This is a genomic window from Pseudomonas sp. SMV7, assembly GCF_052041995.1.
In the GTDB taxonomy this organism is placed as follows: domain Bacteria; phylum Pseudomonadota; class Gammaproteobacteria; order Pseudomonadales; family Pseudomonadaceae; genus Aquipseudomonas.
Genome location: NZ_JBKGGT010000002.1, coordinates 254481 through 271699, shown reverse-complemented (window position 1 = coordinate 271699; position 17219 = coordinate 254481). Strand labels below are relative to the sequence as shown.

The 17219-nt window shown below is 60.7% G+C and carries 13 protein-coding genes; 7 read left to right on the top strand and 6 right to left on the bottom strand.

Annotation, left to right across the window (positions count from 1 at the left end; all coding sequences use genetic code 11):
* Window positions 1-5: 5 nt before the first annotated feature.
* The 6 genes from ACLEJP_RS04235 to ACLEJP_RS04210 all read right to left on the bottom strand — a co-directional run bounded on the left by ACLEJP_RS04235 (window position 6) and on the right by ACLEJP_RS04210 (window position 7992).
* Window positions 6-2420, bottom strand: coding sequence for an efflux RND transporter permease subunit (locus tag ACLEJP_RS04235; protein WP_440777641.1), 2415 nt, complete (start codon window positions 2418-2420; stop codon window positions 6-8).
* 8 nt (window positions 2421-2428) lie between these two features.
* Window positions 2429-4075: a DUF1302 domain-containing protein gene (locus ACLEJP_RS04230; protein WP_416765767.1), complete on the bottom strand. Its 1647-nt coding sequence runs from the start codon at window positions 4073-4075 to the stop codon at window positions 2429-2431.
* A 24-nt stretch (window positions 4076-4099) separates the two neighbouring features.
* Window positions 4100-5488 carry a DUF1329 domain-containing protein gene (locus ACLEJP_RS04225; RefSeq protein WP_414703809.1) on the bottom strand — a complete coding sequence of 463 codons (1389 nt, stop codon included), beginning with the start codon at window positions 5486-5488 and terminating at the stop codon, window positions 4100-4102.
* A gap of 504 nt (window positions 5489-5992) precedes the next feature.
* Entirely contained in the window at window positions 5993-6640 is a 648-nt protein-coding gene (locus ACLEJP_RS04220) for a hypothetical protein (RefSeq protein ID WP_143492640.1), read from the bottom strand.
* A 177-nt stretch (window positions 6641-6817) separates the two neighbouring features.
* Window positions 6818-7033 (bottom strand): hypothetical protein, encoded by a 216-nt coding sequence (locus ACLEJP_RS04215; RefSeq protein WP_054905267.1) that lies wholly within the window; start codon window positions 7031-7033, stop codon window positions 6818-6820.
* Between the two features lie 71 nt (window positions 7034-7104).
* A complete protein-coding gene (locus tag ACLEJP_RS04210) occupies window positions 7105-7992 on the bottom strand; it encodes a phytanoyl-CoA dioxygenase family protein (protein ID WP_326431173.1) in 888 nt (295 codons plus the stop codon).
* Window positions 7993-8380: 388 nt separating this feature from the next.
* Between ACLEJP_RS04210 and ACLEJP_RS04205 the strand changes: the two genes are divergently transcribed.
* From ACLEJP_RS04205 to ACLEJP_RS04175, 7 genes are all read left to right on the top strand, one after another.
* Window positions 8381-8959 (top strand): TetR/AcrR family transcriptional regulator, encoded by a 579-nt coding sequence (locus tag ACLEJP_RS04205; protein ID WP_326431172.1) that lies wholly within the window; start codon window positions 8381-8383, stop codon window positions 8957-8959.
* Window positions 8960-9262: 303 nt separating this feature from the next.
* Window positions 9263-10789, top strand: a complete 1527-nt coding sequence (locus tag ACLEJP_RS04200) for a flavin-containing monooxygenase (protein WP_326431170.1) — start codon at window positions 9263-9265, stop codon at window positions 10787-10789.
* Entirely contained in the window at window positions 10786-11661 is an 876-nt protein-coding gene (locus ACLEJP_RS04195) for an alpha/beta fold hydrolase (protein ID WP_054905271.1), read from the top strand. Before ACLEJP_RS04200 ends, ACLEJP_RS04195 begins: the two co-directional genes overlap by 4 nt.
* A 218-nt stretch (window positions 11662-11879) precedes the next feature.
* Complete coding sequence (locus tag ACLEJP_RS04190; RefSeq protein WP_440777640.1) at window positions 11880-13037, top strand: iron-containing alcohol dehydrogenase; 1158 nt, start codon at window positions 11880-11882, stop codon at window positions 13035-13037.
* A 12-nt stretch (window positions 13038-13049) separates the two neighbouring features.
* Entirely contained in the window at window positions 13050-14381 is a 1332-nt protein-coding gene (locus ACLEJP_RS04185; RefSeq protein ID WP_440777639.1) for an APC family permease, read from the top strand.
* A 79-nt stretch (window positions 14382-14460) separates the two neighbouring features.
* Window positions 14461-15885: a gamma-aminobutyraldehyde dehydrogenase gene (locus ACLEJP_RS04180; protein ID WP_409292180.1), complete on the top strand. Its 1425-nt coding sequence runs from the start codon at window positions 14461-14463 to the stop codon at window positions 15883-15885.
* Window positions 15886-15930: 45 nt separating this feature from the next.
* Window positions 15931-17181 carry a diaminobutyrate--2-oxoglutarate transaminase gene (locus tag ACLEJP_RS04175; protein WP_440777638.1) on the top strand — a complete coding sequence of 417 codons (1251 nt, stop codon included), beginning with the start codon at window positions 15931-15933 and terminating at the stop codon, window positions 17179-17181.
* Window positions 17182-17219 lie beyond the last annotated feature (38 nt).

The following is a 17219-nucleotide window of genomic DNA, read 5'->3' as shown; positions in this document are numbered from 1 at the left end:
TCTCCTCAGTGCACCAGCGCGCCAATCATGCGCACGGGGCGCTTACGTGGGAATACCCGCTCCAGCCACACGGCGAAGGCCGGCAGCACGGTCATGGCCATGACCATGTTGACGATGAACATGAAGGCCAGCAGCTTGCCCATGTCGGCCTGGAACTTGAGTTCCGAGAAGGCCCAGGTGGCCACGCCCACAGCCAGGGTGATGGCAGTGAAAATAGTGGCGACACCCACTTCGAGCAGCGCGTATTCCACGGCCTTGGTAATCGACTGCCCATGAGCCAGGTGCAGTTGCAGACGGTTGTAGATGTAGAAGGCGTAATCGACGCCGATGCCCACCGCCAGCACCATCACCGGCAAGGTGGCGATGGTCAGTCCGATCTGCAGCTCCTTCATGAACCAGTAGCCAATGAAGGTGCCGATGGTCAGCGGCAGGCAACACACCAGGACTGCCCGCAAGTCGCGATACACCACGAACACCAGCAATGCGATGGCGGCATAGACATAAAGCAGCATGGGTGTTTCGCTTTTTTCCACTTCTTCGTTGATGGCTGCCAGCACCCCGGCGTTGCCCGAAGCGAGGCGCACCGAGATGCCTGGCAGGGGGTATTCGCTGCGGAATGCCTTGGCGGCATCCACTACCCGGTTGATCGTGGTGGCTTTGTGATCGGCCAGGTACAGGTGCACTGCGGTCATGCTGCAGTCGGTGCGCATCAGCCCGGGCGTGCGCGCAACCTCGGTAGCCAGGGCGGCGTAGTTCATCGGGTCGATGGGCACCGCTGCCATCTTCGGGTTGCCTTCGTTGTAGCCCTCATTGAACTGGCGCATGTTGCTGGAAAACGACGTTACCGACAGGACACCGGGCACCCCCTGCATAGCCCACACGAAGCGATCCTGGTACTGGCCCAGGGCAACATCCTCGCAGGCCACCTGGCTGTCTTCGCCAGAGGGCTCCTTGTTGACTTCGAACACCACGCTGAGCCAGTCCAGGCCAATGTCGTAGTTGCCGGCGATGGAAACCGCATCGCGATTGAAGCGGGCGTCCTCGCGCAACTCCGGCGCGCCCGCCTGCAGCGTGCCCACGACACGGTCATGGCTTTGCCAGATCGCCACCAGGAATACCACCAAGGCAAAGCCAAGCACCCATTGTGCCCTGCGTGGCTCGGCGAGCCGGGCCAGGCCACGCAGCCAGCGGGTGCGGCGCTGCCGGGACACTTCCTGGGCGGCTGCGTACTTGTCATCGACACTCAGCAGCGACGCCATCAACGGCAACATCACCAGGTTGGTGATGATCTTGTAGGCCACGCCAAGCGAGGCCGTGATCGCCAGTTCCCGCACCATAGGGATCGGGATCAACAACAGCGTCACGAAGGAAACCAGCGCGGTCACCAGCGCCAGCGTCCCGGGAATCAGCAACCCCGTGAAGCTCGAACGCGCCGCCGCTTCGGCGCTCTTGCCGGTGGCGATCTCGCGGACGATGAAGTTGATTTGTTGCACGCCATGGGACACCCCGATGGCGAATACCAGGAAGGGCACCAGCACCGCCAACGGGTCGAGCCCGTACCCCAACAGGCGCAGGCTACCGAACTGCCACACCAGCGAGGCCAGCGAACAGACCAGGGCCAGCAGCGTGAAGCGCAGCGAGTGGCAATACCAGTACACCGCCCCCGCCGTCAGCAGCAACGCCAGCAGACAGAACTCCAGCACGGCTGAAGCCCCGTCAGCAATATCACCGATCTGCTTGGCAAAACCGATGATCTGGATTTCGAAATCGCCATCCTCGAATTGCTGGCGGATCTCTTTCTCCAGCCTGTGGTTGAACGCCACATAGTCAAGGTGCGCGCCATTGGTGTCGTATTCGTTGAGTTCCACCGTGATCATCGCACTGCTCTGATCCCGGGAAACCAGCGTGCCGATGAAACCACCCTGGGCGGTGGAGCTGGCGATCGTCGCGATGACCTGGTCATCCAGGTGCTCGGGCGAAACCGTTCCTGGTACCAGTGGGTCAGCGCGAAAACCTTCTTCGGTGATTTCGTTGACGAAGGCATTGGGCGTCCACAACGAACGCACGCTGCTGCGGGAAACCCCCGGGAGGAAGGTCACCGCCTGGGTGACGTCATACAGCCGTTTCAGGCCCGGGGCGCTCCAGATATCGCCCTGTCGGGCCTTGACCACGATGGTCAGCCGGTTCGCTCCCAGCAGGTCGTTGCGATAGGCCTCGAATGTCTTGATGTATTCGTGGCCTACCGGCAATTGCTTTTCGAAGCCTGCATCCATGCGCAGTTGCACGGCGAACCAGCCCATGATCAGCGTGAACACCGCCAGGCTCGCTAGCACCAGACGACGATGCCCGAAGAACACACCCTCGACACGTGACAGCAGGCCAGGTGCCGGAGCTTCGGATAACTTTACAGAACCGTTCACGGCGGGCCTCACAAGGTGCGGGAAATCGCGATGCCGACATAGTCGCGGTCACGATAAAGCTGGTCGTAGGGCGTGTCGCCGCCCATGAACTTCGCGTAGTTGAGGGAGATCTGCCAACTGGCCGGGTTTCGCACGAAGTTCAGATACAGGTTCATGCTGCTCGCGTCTTCGGTGAAGGTCGCACTCAGGTTCGGCGTCCTGCCCCCCAGCGAGCGCGAGTAGAAGACACCTGGCGTGACCTGCCAACCCGGCAGCAACGTGCCGTCATAGGTCAGGCTGAAGTCCAGGTTGATGCCAGAGGACGTCTTGTCGCCACGAGGCTTGGGCGCTGTCGCAGGGTCCAGCTGCCAGGTATTGAGCCCTGCAGCGAGTGGCTCGCCATTGACCTCGTTATGCAGCCCTGGGTATTTGATGACCACAAGCTCGGACAGCAAGGTGCCCGTACTGGCTCCGGTGAAGTCGAGCAGCGTCGGGGAGTTCGAAGGCGTGAAGCTGTACAGGCCGGTGAGGTGCCACTGGAACTTCTTTTCGTCCTTCCAGCATTTGCCGCCATTGCTGGAGCATAGGTCGATGACCGGGTTGAGCATGACTGAATCCTTGGGCCGGTACGAAAGCTCCGTACCGACGGCCCAGTCACCGATCGGCATGTTGGCACTGATGCCATACATCATCCGGTCTTCCTGGTACTCCCAGGTGGGGGCAGCGGCGAAGGTGTCCGGGTCAAGAATGGCGACGCGCAATGACGGCAACTTGTCGTGATAACGCATCACGTAGAAGCCGTAGTTTATGTCGCTGTCCTCTGGTTGCCAGCGCAGCGAAAGGCCCCACTGGCCGCTGTCGCGGGCGTCCTTCTCGGAGAACCCGTAGTCCCCCCTGCCCTCACCCAGCGCGTTGTTGGTGGACCAGTAGCTGCCCACCGGCGGCAACTCGCTCTTGTTCCAGCGGAACTGATAGTAGGCCTCGACGTTGACACCCGAGCCAAGGCCCGAAGCGACACTGAGCATCGGCGCGGGCAGCACGGCCTCCTTGAGCTGCACGCCGGGACGTGCCAGGGCCTGGTAGTCGTAGGCGTTGGTGTTGTTGATGCCACCGGCCACGAACAGGCTTTCACCCCAGTTGATCACCTGGTTGCCCAGGCGCGCGCGGACCCGCTGCCCGCCCATGTCGAAGCCTTTGCTCACCCACAGGTCCAGCAGGCGAGCCTTGAAGGCGAGGTCGTCGCGGGCGTCGTCACTCAGCCCGTTGCTGCCGACGCTCTCTGGGGTGTTGAACGACAGCGTGCCGGTGGTATCGGTGGCAGCGAAGTCGCGGATCCAGGTCCCGCGCGCCATGAAGGTGAAGTCTTCGGGCATCTTCAGCAACAGCTCATGGGTACCCTTGAGGTAGTTGGTGAACATGTCGCCGCGGTCGTAGTTCAGGTCGCCCTGGTCCGCCACGCCGGAACTCTGCGCCAGGCAGCCGGAGGGCACGTTGTGCCCGGTCGGCCCCTGGTTGATCAGGTTGCAGCCCCGCGACTCGGTACGCAGGCCCATGCCTGCGGTGATCGTGGAGTCGAAGGAGCCATTGAGGGTTTCGGTTTCAAAGGTGAACCCCATTGCCAGTGGGGTTGCGCACACGATGACAAGGCCTGACGCTTTCGTAATTATTTTTTTCATGTGGGCTCTCGATCTGGCGTCGGTTTAGCGCTCGCTGATGGCTCGCAGGTTGTCGGAGGTGAAGAAGTCGCGTTTCAGGCGAGGGTTGCCACTGTCTTCGGTGAGCCAGCGAATATCGTTCTTGCCCGCGCCGATCGAGGTCATGTCGAACAGGTAACGATGATCGGCGAGGTTGTACTGGACCTGGGCCTGCACATCGCACGCGCCGGTCTCGTAGACGGGGATCGAGAACCCTTCACGCACCTTCCAGATCTGCCCTTGCTTGTCATAGTCAACGGCCAGCAACGGGTTCCAGCTGTCCTCGTCGATGTAGAACAGGCGCTTGGGTGCTTGGTGGCGCATGCCCTGGCGAACATTGGCCTCGACGACCCAGACACGATGCAATTCGTAGCGGCGCGACTGTGGCGCGATGGAATCGTCGCCGGCGAAGCTTTCCACCTTGGCTGCGGTGTCATAGGCGCCAAAGGCGTTGTACGGCACCAGCAGCTCCTGCTTGCCGATCAGTTTCCAATCGAAGCGGTCCATGGCTCCGAAGAACACGTTCGCCTCATCGACGGTGTATTGGTTGTCCAGCCCGATCTGCGGAGCGTCGTAGGAATACGATGGCATGCGCCTGACCCGACGCTGGCCGGGGAAATAGTAGAAGGTGGTGGCCTGCTCGCCGGCTACAGTCGTCTGCACACCAGCCTGGCCGGCCAGCGCCGCTGGCTCCCGGTAACTGGAGAACGTGGCGTTTTCCAAGCGGCCAATGGACGAAAAAAGTGCACTGCCTTTCTTTCCCCAGGGCGTGAAGAAAAAGGTGTCTGACGACTGGCGTAACCACTCCCCACCCTTGCGCGGCGAAATGCCTGAAATGCTTTTGGGAATCTCGACACCAAGGCCGCGATAGCGCATCTTCATATTCCACATCACCTCTGCGCCTGTACTGGGCAGAGGGAACGGGATGCCCGGCACATGGGCGTCCTCGAGGGCAACCCCTGTGGAGTCGAGCTTGGCGAAGCCAATGTTCTGCCGCGTGTTATCCGCCACGAAGTCCGGTACGCCACAGGTGCGGCGGGTCGGGTAGACCTCCATGCGATAGCCCGGAATCTTCTTGAACAGTTCGAGCTGGCCGGGGGACAGCTTGCTCGCATACTGCGCCACGCTATTCGAGTCGATGCTGTAGAGGGGTTTGTCATCCTTGAACTTCCAGTGGTCCCCCCGCACCTGGCCATAGCTCCAGCCCCCCCCTTGCGGCCCCGGAGCAGTCCAGGCCGGAATATCCCCGCTTGAACTAGCAGCCACCTCACCGCCCAATGGCGTCAGCTTCGAACCCAGCTCCCCGGCCCCCTGGGGTGCGGCCTGTACCGAGCACATCGCGGTCGATACCGCGAGGGTAACCAGCAGCTGCCTGAAAATACAGCCGGCGGACATGTCGTCTTTCTGCCCTGTAGATACTTCTTTCATTGGAGGCTCCTCGAACAAAGGGCCTGGACCGGCAACCCGACCATCCACACGGAAATGGGCACCTATCGCAAGCTGATCATTTGACATGGTCACATGACCATGTCGGGTGATCAGAAAGCAATCCACATGCCAGAAGTTTCGTGGAATGATTAAGTTAGATAAATCAGGTGTTTAGTCGATAGTGGCGATCTATGTTCCTCAGATGCCTGCACCTTAATGGGAAGTAAAGAAACATGTGTTACCAGCGCATGCCCAACCATGATGCATTGCTAATTATACTTACCCATTGCAAGCTGCCGTTTACATTGAGCAAGCCTTAAATATTTCCATTGGAAACCCAGCCATGGAAATGAATCAATTACCCATAAAAAAACCGCCCCTGGAGGCGGTAAAGAAGCGGGCCTATGGCCCGACATGGAGTTACTTCGAATCAAGGGATTGGCGGCACAACGACGCACCTGCGCCCTCAATTCAACGAACATTGAGTAACGCCTCAACTGAGGCACTTCTAGAACGCTGAAGTGCACCATAGGCGTAGAACGATTGCACAATCGAGTACGACCAAGTCAAGAAAGCAAAGGTCATGAATACCACCTTTGAATCGTCACCCGGAATCGGAAAGAAGTCATACCGGAATGCTATCGTTAGCCCCGCCACTCCGCCCAAGGTGGTAGCCAGCGCATGCAGAAGCTCTCTGGCACAAACCAGTCGCCAAATGAAATAGGCCAGGTACGCTGTGTAAGCCAGCCACATCACCATATAAAAATAAGGCAGGAACTGCTTGAATGAACTCGACATGAAGTAAATGGCTGCAACCGTAAAGCCCGCCAGGAAAAACACAATGTCATTCACCGGGGACGGCTTGTAATCGTGCGTTACCGCCATCAAGCCAAGCGTTGCAATAACAGGAATACCAACGCCCCGGGAAAAAGCATCGAGGAATATGGCAACGTTATAATTTGCCAGCCAGCCCGTAACGAGGAAGATCGCGAAATTCGTTGCGGATATCCCGACAATCAAAAACTCTCCGCCGAGCAGATAATTTCTTCGCCCGATGAATGCCGCCCCATAATACAAGCCACAGATGATTAGCAATATACATGAGCCCAGGATACTCACTTCTATCAGTTCCACGAGAACAGCCTCTCTCAATCTGAGGATCGACATCACACTGCATGTCGAAATCGGCAACCAATCGGACGACTATTGCAAACCCAATCAGCGGGGAAATACGGGCTGAATTATTTGACCTGCACCGGTAACTTAAGTTATACGAGCAGGTCAGCATGGCCGCGATTAGTCGACCAGAGACCTCAGGTCGCTGTCGATTTTATTCAGCGTTTCCTGAGAAATAAACCCGCCAGAATATTTTGCCGCCGTCACTAAGGCAAAGCCACGGGCCATGCCAATTTGTGGGTGTTTACCGATACCGGGCAGGTGCTTTTCAAGGATCTGGCTCGTAGTGCTGTTATCCAGCAGCTCGCCAACTTTCGAGTCGATTGAGAACGCCATGGTGTCATCTCCTTGGTTGCGCCCAAAAGGGCAGAAATTCAATACGCAGCAGGCTGTGTAAACTCAGGATCTCAGAAGCCTTTTCCCGGTTCGGAAAAAGCAGGCATGCCCAAGAGCTCTTGTGGGTCACGCATCTGGCCATCAATTTCCACCCAGCCCAGCAGCGTGGAGCTCACACTCCAGCCCAGCAGGCGTTGCATTTCTGCGGGGAGCTGGCGAACCCGTTCAATGGGAATGGAAAGGAAGTGATTTTCTTCGAGGCGCAGGATGGCCAAGTCGTAGGCCATGGTCAGACCAGTACGAGGAAACGCTGTGGTATTGGCGCCACCGCCGTGATAGACCGACCCCAGCCACAACAGCGCAGAGCCTGCTTTCATCTCGGCGGCGATGGTTTCTTCCTGGGTCGGCCCGCGCTCGTCATCCCATTGATGACTGCCCGGAATAACGCGCGTGGCACCGTTCTCTTCGGTGAAGTCCGAGATGGCCAGCATGATCTGCAGACGGGCCTCGCGCCCGAAATGGGGATGTCGCCACAGCGAGGTGGCATCGTCGCGGTGCAGGGGCTGAAGGCCTTGGCCCGGGCCGATCTGAATGGCCTGGGTAATGCTGAGTTGAATGTCAGGTGCCATCTCGATGCGGTCGCTGCCCACCCAGACATGGGTTGGTGTCTGCAGGATCTGCCTGGCCGCGCCGATGAACAACGGGTTTAGTGCCACCTCCACCGCCGTATCGCTTCGCCCGATGATGCGACCGATACGACGGGTCTGCATGCCTGCGAAATAGGGGTCTTCTCCGCAGGGCGTGACATTCAAGTAGGTGTCCAGCTCTTCGGTGAGGCACTTGAGCGTCTCTGGCGAGACGAAATCAGCAATGATGACCCCGCCGTCACGCCGAATGATTTCCACCACTTGTTCCACCGACGCATCACTGCTGACCGTCGAGAGTTTTTGTGTATCCATCTGCCTTCTACCTGTCCGGTTTTTCATTGTTCTATCCAGCGAGCCCGGGCAACCGCCTCGTCCCACCGGCGCAACCACCACAGCAACCTCTTATGCCGCTGCCGAAGCCCGTAATGATCTGCTCGGCATTGCCATGATTATTGAATATAGTCATTTGATCAAGTCATTTGATCTGATTTTTTTACCACCTCACCACTGCCCCGGCCTCGGTGAGGTACGGCAGTCAGCATCTGCCTCTGGGCAATGGCCACATACCGACGGCAAGACCGCAGACGGAAAGGGTTGCATCGACTCATCTCATGGATTGGGCCAGGACTTTGCGATAGCATTCGTCACCGCCGACGCCGGACCCGGCGGTTGGCGCAAGGCCAAAAGGGGAGAACGCTGAATGGCTCGGATAGGCGCGGAAGAACGCAGACAGGATTTCATTGAAGCGACCATCAGGGTGATCGCAGAACACGGCATAGCCAACGCCACGACGCGGCGCATTGCGGCAGCGGCAGATTCGCCGCTGGCCTCGCTGCATTACGTTTTTCACACCAAGGAAGACTTGTTCTATGCGGTCTACGAGTCCTTGATCAACATGCCGCAGCAATCGCTGCAGGCTCCGGCAAACGCTCTCCCCGCCGAATCGGTAGGGGAAATGCTGCGCCAGTTGGTCAAGTGGTTCATCGCACACCCCGAACGGGCCATAACCCAGTTCGAGCTGTTCTTCTGGAACCTGCGCAATGACCCGGAAATGGCAGCGAAGATCTATACCGTTTCCATCGAAGCCACCCAACAGGCCATCCAGAAGGCGACCGGCGATGCGCTGGATCAGGCCGCACGCACCACAGTCAGTCGGCTGCTCATCAACCTTTTCGATGGTTTGCTTCTCTCCTGGACCGCCCACGGCAACCTCGAACGCCTGGAGGCTGAGACAGAAACGGCTTGCCAGGCGGTTAAGCTGCTGGTGGCCAGCTACTGAGACGTCATTCAGATTGCCGTGGTCCGGTGTGACACGGCAATCCGGTATCCATAGGGTCTGACAGACAAACGGACTGTCGCCTCTTGCCACCCAAACCCACATACCGCCCTGTCATAACGACGCCAAAACCTGGAGTCGCCCGACGCGCAATACCCCCTACCCCAATCCCACCAGGTTCAAATCATCCCAAAAAAATTGCTTGTCGGTGCATTTTGCACCTTGCCCCGGGTAATCTGCCGTCTCATCATGGTCAAATGATCAAGTCAAAAGATCACCCCCTATAACACAATAATGGGAAGCCCTATGTCCTCGCACACTGCTCTTCCGGTTGAGCCACTCGATATATTGATCATGGGAGCCGGTGTGTCTGGCATCGGCGCGGCCGCCTATCTGCGACGCCATCAGCCTCACAAGACCTTCACGATTCTCGAGTCTCGTGAGCGAATGGGCGGCACCTGGGACCTGTTCCGCTATCCCGGCATCCGCTCTGACTCCGACCTGTACACCTTCGGCTTCGACTTCAAGCCCTGGACCAAGGCGAAATCATTGGCGGACGCCGCAGACATTCTCGAGTACCTGCGTGAAGCGATCGACGAGCATGAGCTGGAGTCCTTGATCCAGTACAAGCAGAAAGTCATCTCGGCGAACTGGCAAACGGACAAGGGCTTGTGGGCGGTGCGGGTGGAGGACGGTCACCTGGGGCAGGCCCGCACAATCGAATGTCGCTGGCTGTTCAGCGCGGGCGGCTACTATAGGTACGACCAAGGATTCAGCCCCCGCTTCGAGGGAGCCGAACAGTTCAAGGGGCAGATCGTTCATCCGCAACACTGGCCAGAGAACCTGGATTACACGGGCAAACGTGTCGTAGTGATTGGCAGCGGCGCGACGGCAGTGACCCTGATTCCGGCGATGGCGGACAAAGTCGCCAGCATCACCATGCTGCAGCGTACGCCCTCCTACATCATCAACCAACCAGCCAATGATGCGGTTGCGGCGTTTCTGCGCAAGATCCTGCCCGAGCAAACCGCTTACTCTCTGACACGCTACAAGAACGCCAGGATCACCCTGGCCTTCTGGGCCTTCTGCCAGCGCTTCCCCAAGCTTTCCCGCAAACTGCTGCTGTGGCTGACGCGCAAGGAGCTGCCGAAAGGCTACCCGGTCGACGTCCATTTCAATCCGCCCTACAACCCTTGGGACCAGCGCTTGTGCACGGTACCTGAAGGCGATCTGTTCAAGGCGATCAGCGCGGGTAAGGCCGACATCGTCACCGACCATATCGAGCGGTTCACCGAATCCGGTCTGTTGCTGAAATCCGGCAAGGCGTTGGAAGCTGACATCGTAATTACCGCCACGGGGCTGAATGTGCAGATGTTCGGGGGGATCAGTCTGTACAAGGACGATAAGCCAGTGGTGCTGAGCGACACTCTTGCCTACAAAGGAACCATGCTATCCGGTGTACCCAACTTCGCGTTCGCGGTGGGCTACACCAACTCCTCCTGGACCTTGAAAGTGTGCCTGCTGTGCGATCACTTCTGTCGCTTGCTGGGTTTCATGGACAACCACGGCTACAACGTTTGCGAACCCCGGGCGCCAGACGGGATCGAGACCCGCCCTCTGCTGGATTTCGGTGCCGGTTATGTGCAACGCGCCTTGGACAGCATTCCGCGCCAAGGGCCAAGCGAGCCCTGGGTGATGTCGATGGATTACTTCCGCGATACCAAACTCCTGCGCCGCGGCGCTGTGGCTGACAAGTGCCTAGCGTTCTCCTCCGTACCCAGCACGCCCCGGTGCGCGAACGTCGAGCTGCAACAACAGGGTAGCCGCGGATGAGCCCCGACCGCTTCTGCGAACTGCCTGGCAAGCGCCCTATTTGCTATCGCAGCCACGGGCTCGAAACGGCGCCTGCGGTCATTCTCATCGTCGGCCTGGGGCTGCAATTGACCTACTGGCCGCAACCGATCATCGCCGGCCTGGTCGAGCGGGGGTTTCGCGTCATCACGCTGGACAACCGCGACTCGGGCCGGTCGTTCTTCACCGACGTAGTGCCTCCCACGGCCATGCAGCAGTTCTTGCGCAAGCGCACCCCCGGCTATGACCTGGGTGACATGGCCAATGACGTGATCGGGCTCATGAACGGCCTGAACCTGGCAACGGCGCACGTGGTGGGCATGTCGATGGGCGGCATGATCGCCCAGATCCTCGCTGCCCGTTACCCCGAGCGTATCAGGACGCTCACCTCGATCTTCTCGACCACCGGATCGCTGCGCGTCGGCCAGCCGGCGTTGAAATCCATTAGGCAGTTGCTGCGCCGCCCGCCGCGCAGCGAGCAGGAAAGCGTTCGCGACTACCTGGACATCATGCGCCTGATCGGCTCGACCCTGGAATGGAATGAGCCCGCCTTCCGTGACTATGCCTTGTTGGCCTGGGAGCGAGGCGGTGGCGAGGCCAGCAACATCGGCACGGCCAGGCAGATCGGCGCGATCATCAATTCCGGCGACCGCACCCAGGAACTGCAACGGGTTCATTGCCGCACCCTGGTCATCCATGGCGATGAAGATCTCATGGTCGCAACCAGCGGCGGGTACGCCACGGCAGCAGCTATCCGTGGTTCCAGCCTGGTGCTGCTGCCAGGGATGGGGCACGACTTCCCACCTTGCCTGTCCGGCACGCTGCTGTCCCTGCTGGCAGGACACATGCTGTAGCACGATCACCCTTTCAGGGGCGTGCAGCTTGGCCGCCCCTCTTTTTACCCCCCGAAGGAGGCCTTCGACCAGGTTCAAGCAAAACCAAGAACAACAAAATGCTGGCTTGCGCGAAATGCCAGGCCACACATCACCCGCTTGAGCTGTTATCCACGGCCTGGCGCAGGTGCTCCTCTACTGCCCTTTCAACAATGACAACAATTGAGCAAGAGGTACGTATGGACTTCAAGTTTTTACTCCCCAGCAAAATCGTGATGGAACCTGGTCTGCGCGAGCGCACCGGTGAACACCTGCACTCACTTGGCCTGGCCCGCGTGCTCATCGTGACCGATCCTGGGGTCAAGGCGGCGGGCCTGCTGGACAGCGTCTACGCCAGCCTGGAGAAGGCAGGCATCGCCTTCGAGGAAGTGTCGGACATCAAGGCCAATCCGCGCAGCGAGGACGTCAATCAGATCGCGCAGCGATATCGCGGCAAAGGTATCGATGGCTTGTTAGCCGTAGGCGGGGGCAGTGCCATGGATGCAGCCAAGGCCATCAGCGTGCTGCTCAGCCATGAGGGACGGATCGAGGACTACGAAGGGTCGTTCACGCTCACCCATGCCATCCCGCCTATCGTTGCCATTCCGACCACGGCTGGCACCGGCAGCGAAGTAACCTGCTTCTCGGTGATCACCGACACCGCCCGTCATTACAAGATGAGCGTGCATGATTACCGACTCGGGCCAGTCCTGGCCTTGCTTGACTCTCATATCCTCGACACGCTGCCCGCGTCGATTGCCGCCGCAACCGGCATGGATGCCCTGACCCACGCCATCGAAGCCTACACCTGCCGCGTGTCGAACCCCATCAGCGACGGCCTGGCGCTGCATGCCATCCGCCTGATCAGCCAACACCTGAAGCCCGCCGTGCTGGAACCCGGCAACCTGCACGCCCGCGAGCAGATGCTGGCGGCCAGCCTGATCGCCGGCATGGCCTTCGGTAATGCGGACGTAGGTAGCGTGCACTGCATTTCCGAAGCCATCGGTGGCATGTACGACACGCCACACGGCGTGGGCAACGCGATCTTCCTGCCCTTCGTGTTCGGCCATAACCGCGATGCCGACATCATTCGCCATGCGCAGGTCGCCTACGCACTGGGCATCGAACCCAACCTCTCGCCGGTCGAGGCCGCCGAGGCCGCCGTCGGCTACCTGTTCCAGATGAGCAAGGACCTGGGCATCCCCCGCTTCGCCGAGGTGAAAGGCGTGCGCGAGGAAGACTTCCTGGCCATCGCTGAAAAGTCGAAGAAGAACTTCTCCGATGGCAGCAATGCGAAGGAGATGACCGTGGAAACCTACCGTGAAATCGTCGCCACTGCTTACCACTTCGTAGCGTGAGGGCTGTCAGTCATGAGCGAATCAACCCCCAGCGCTTCGCTGAAGCGCACCCTGGGCCCGTTTTCGGTCCTGTTGTTCGGCCTGGCGTTCCTTGCCCCGTTGATCGTCTTCGGCACCTATGGCGTGATCTCGCAGGCCAGTGGCAACACCACGGCGATGGCCTACCTTATCGCGGCGACGGGCGTGGTGTTCACGGCGTTGAGCTATGGCCGGCTGGTCAGGGTGTTCCCGGTAGCCGGTTCGGCCTACACCTATACCCGCAAGATGCTCAGCGCCAACCTCGGCTTCATGGTGGGCTGGGCCGCACTGCTCGATTACTTCTTCATTCCGATGCTGATCTGGCTGCTTGGCGCCAGCTATCTCAACATGGCCTTTCCAGATGTGCCGCAGTGGGTGTGGATTACCGGTTTCATCGTCTCTACCTCGCTGCTGAATGTGCTGGGCATCCAGGTCGCCAACCGCTTCAACCTGCTGTTGATGGGCGCGCAACTGGCGATCATCGTGGTGTTCATCGGCCTGTGCGTGCATTACATCGTGGCTGCCAATGGCCCTGGTGGGCTGCTTTCGGCCAAGCCGTTCTTCAACCAAGATGTGCCCTTCGCCACCAGCATGGCCGGCGCCGCCATTGCCGCGTACTCGTTCCTGGGCTTTGACGCGCTGTCCACGCTCAGCGAGGAAACCCGCGACCCGGGTCGCACGCTGCCGCGTGCCATCCTGCTGGTCGCCTTGATCGGCGGCTCGGTCTACGTCGGCTCCTCGTACTTCATGTACCTGGCGCACCCCTCCCCCGCCTTCGAGTTCGTGGACGGGGCCGCCTTCGAGATCGCCCGCATGATCGGCGGCGACCTGTTCTTCGCGCTGGTCCTGGCGGGGATCATCATCGCCCACTTCGCCGCGGGCATGTCGTTCCAGGCCAGCGTGGGCCGGCTGCTGTACGCCCTCGGCCGGGACAACCAACTGCCGCGCAAGCTGTTCGGGGCCTTGCACCCTCGCTACAAGACCCCGGTCTTCAATATCCTGCTCTGCGGCATTTTCGGCACCGCGGGCTTTGGCCTGACGATCGCCACCGCGACGTCGCTGGTCAACTTCGGCGCGTTTCTCGCCTTCACCGCCGTCAACCTCTGCGCGTTGCGGCTCACCTTCGACGCACAGGTCAAGGACAGCGCTGGCCTGCTGCGCGGCGTGCTCTTCCCACTCATCGGCCTGGTCACGGCCGGCTGGATGCTGGCCAGCCTGGATAAAGACGCACTGATCATGGGCTGTATCTGGCTCGCCCTGGGCGCGGTTTACCTCGCCTGCCGGACCAGTTTCTTCCGCAACCCGGTGCCCGACGCGCTGGCGTAGCGGCCAGCTTCCTATCGAATGCCCTGACGACAACCACAAGGCAAGGCCCTGGCCTTGCCGTTCAATGGCGAGAATCGACATGCAAACCAAACTCCTGATCAACGGTGCCCTGGTGGCCGGCGAAGGCGAAAACCTCGACGTGTACAACCCGTCCCTTGGCAGTGTCCTGGTACAGACCACCGAAGCCAGTCGCGCCCAAGTCCATGCCGCGGTGCAAAGCGCCGATGCAGCCTACGACGCCTGGTCGCAAACGCCGCCCAAGGACCGCGCGGCACTGCTGCTCAGGCTCGCTGACCGCATCGACGCCCAGGCGCCGGTGTTCGCCCGCCTGGAGGCGGACAACTGCGGCAAGCCGTTCACCGCCGTGCTGCAGGACGAACTGCCAGCCGTGTCCGACGTGTTCCGCTTCTTTGCCGGTGCCGTGCGCTGCCTGCAGGGCTCGGCGGCGGGCGAGTACATCCCGGGCCACACCTCGATGATCCGCCGCGACCCGGTGGGCGTGGTCGCCTCCATCGCGCCGTGGAACTACCCCCTGCTGATGGCGGCCTGGAAACTGGGCCCAGCCTTGGCCGGCGGCAACACCGTCGTGCTGAAGCCGTCGGAACACACGCCGATGAGCACCTTGAAACTGGGCGAGTTGCTCGCCGACATCTTCCCCGCCGGTGTGGTCAACATCGTGCACGGTCGCGGCGCCTCGGTGGGTGAGCCGCTGACCAGCCACGCCCAGGTACGCATGGTGTCGCTGACCGGCTCCGTGCGCACCGGCAGCCGCATCATCGAAGGCACCGCCGACAGCGTCAAACGCATGCACATGGAGCTCGGTGGCAAGGCACCGGTGTTGATCTTCGACGATGCCGACATCGACGCCGCCGTCGAAGGCATCCGCGCCTTCGGCTTCTACAACGCCGGCCAGGACTGCACCGCCGCATGCCGCCTATATGTGCAGAAGGCGGTGTACCTGGAGTTCGTGCGCAAGCTCGGCGAAGCCGTGTCCAGCATCAAGTGCGGGCTTCAGGATGACCCGGCGACCGAGATGGGCCCGCTGATCACCCAAGAGCACCTGGAGCGTGTCGAGGGCTTCGTGAACCGTGCCAAGGAACTGCCTCACATTGAGGTGGTCACCGGCGGCAAGCGCGCTGCGGGCGGCGGCTTCTTCTTCGAGCCGACGGTCCTGGCCGGCGCTACGCAGGAGGACGAGGTGGTGTGCCGTGAAATCTTCGGCCCGGTGGTGACGGTTTCGCCATTCGAAGACGAAGCCCAGGCACTGGCATGGGCCAATGAATCGGACTACGGCCTGGCCTCGTCGGTATGGACCGCCGATGTGGGTCGCGCCCATCGCTTGGCCGCTCGCCTGCAATACGGCTGCACCTGGGTCAACACCCACTTCATGCTGGTGAGCGAAATGCCCCATGGTGGCGTGAAGCTGTCCGGCTACGGCAAGGACCTGTCGATGTACGGGTTGGAAGACTACACCGTGGTTCGCCACGTGATGTTCAAACACTGACCGCCCACGACCCAGATAGCCCAGATCATTTTTCAAGAGGTTTGCATGAACATCGAGACATTCGAAAGGCTCGAGTCTAACGTGCGGATGTACTGCCGTGACTTGCCGCTGGTGTTCGATACCGCCCAAGGCAGCAAGATCCGGGGCGAAGACGGCCGCGAGTACTTGGACTTCTTCGCTGGCGCCGGCGCCCTGAACTATGGCCACAACGACCCGCGCATGCGCGATGCCTTGATCGCGTATCTGTCGTCCAACGGCGTGACCCACGCCCTCGACCTGCACACCACCACCAAGCGCCAGTTTCTCGAAGCGATCGAGCGCGACCTGTTCAAGCCGCGCGGCTGGGACTACAAGGTGCAGTTCACCGGCCCGACCGGTGCCGACGCCGTCGAGGCGGCGTTGAAACTAGCGCGCAAGGCGACGGGGCGTACCAAGGTCGTCTCGTTCTATGGGGCTTACCACGGCATGACCGCCGGCGCCCTGGCCGTCACCGGCAACCGCACTCGCCGTGGCCCTGGGCTTTCCACCGACGTGGTGTTCGTGCCGTACGAAGACAGCCCCTACGGCGAATTCGACAGCATTGGCTTCCTCGAGCGCCTGGCCAACGACCAGGGCAGCGGCTCGGAGCTGCCAGCGGCGGTGATCGTCGAGTCCGTGCAGATCCAGGCCGGCGTCTACCCGGCTTCCAACGAATGGCTGCAACGCTTGCGCAAGTGGACCAGCGATTACGGCGTGTTGCTCATCTGCGACGAAATCCAGGCCGGCTGCGGGCGCACCGGCGACTTCTTCGGCTTCGAGCGCTCCGGGGTGGTGCCAGACCTGATCACCTGCGCCAAATCGATCGGCGGCTTCGGCCTGCCGATGGCGATCGTGTTGATTCGCGCCGGGCTGGATGTGTGGCAACCGGGCGATCACATCGGCACCTTCCGCGGCAACCAACTGGCCTTCTTGACGGCCCAGATCGCGCTCGGCTATTGGCGCGATGAGTGGTTCCTGAAGTTGCTGGCCACCAACTGCGCGGCCATGGAGCGCGCGGTCGCCGGTTTCGCTGAAATTCCTGGCGTCGCCTCCGCGCGCTGTCGCGGCATGATCGCCGGCATCGACTTCGGTCGCGGCAACGTCGCATTCGCCAAGGATGCCCAGCAGCGTGTGCTGCAGGCGGGTGTGCTGGTCGACCGCTGCGGCCCGAACGGCGAAATCATCAAGCTGATGCCACCGGTGAACACCCCGACCAACCAGCTTGAAGAAGGCCTGAAAGCCTTCGGCGAATCGGTCGCGGCAGCGTTTAGCCAGTAACTGCACGGGCCTGCGGTGCGGCCTGTATCGATACAGCG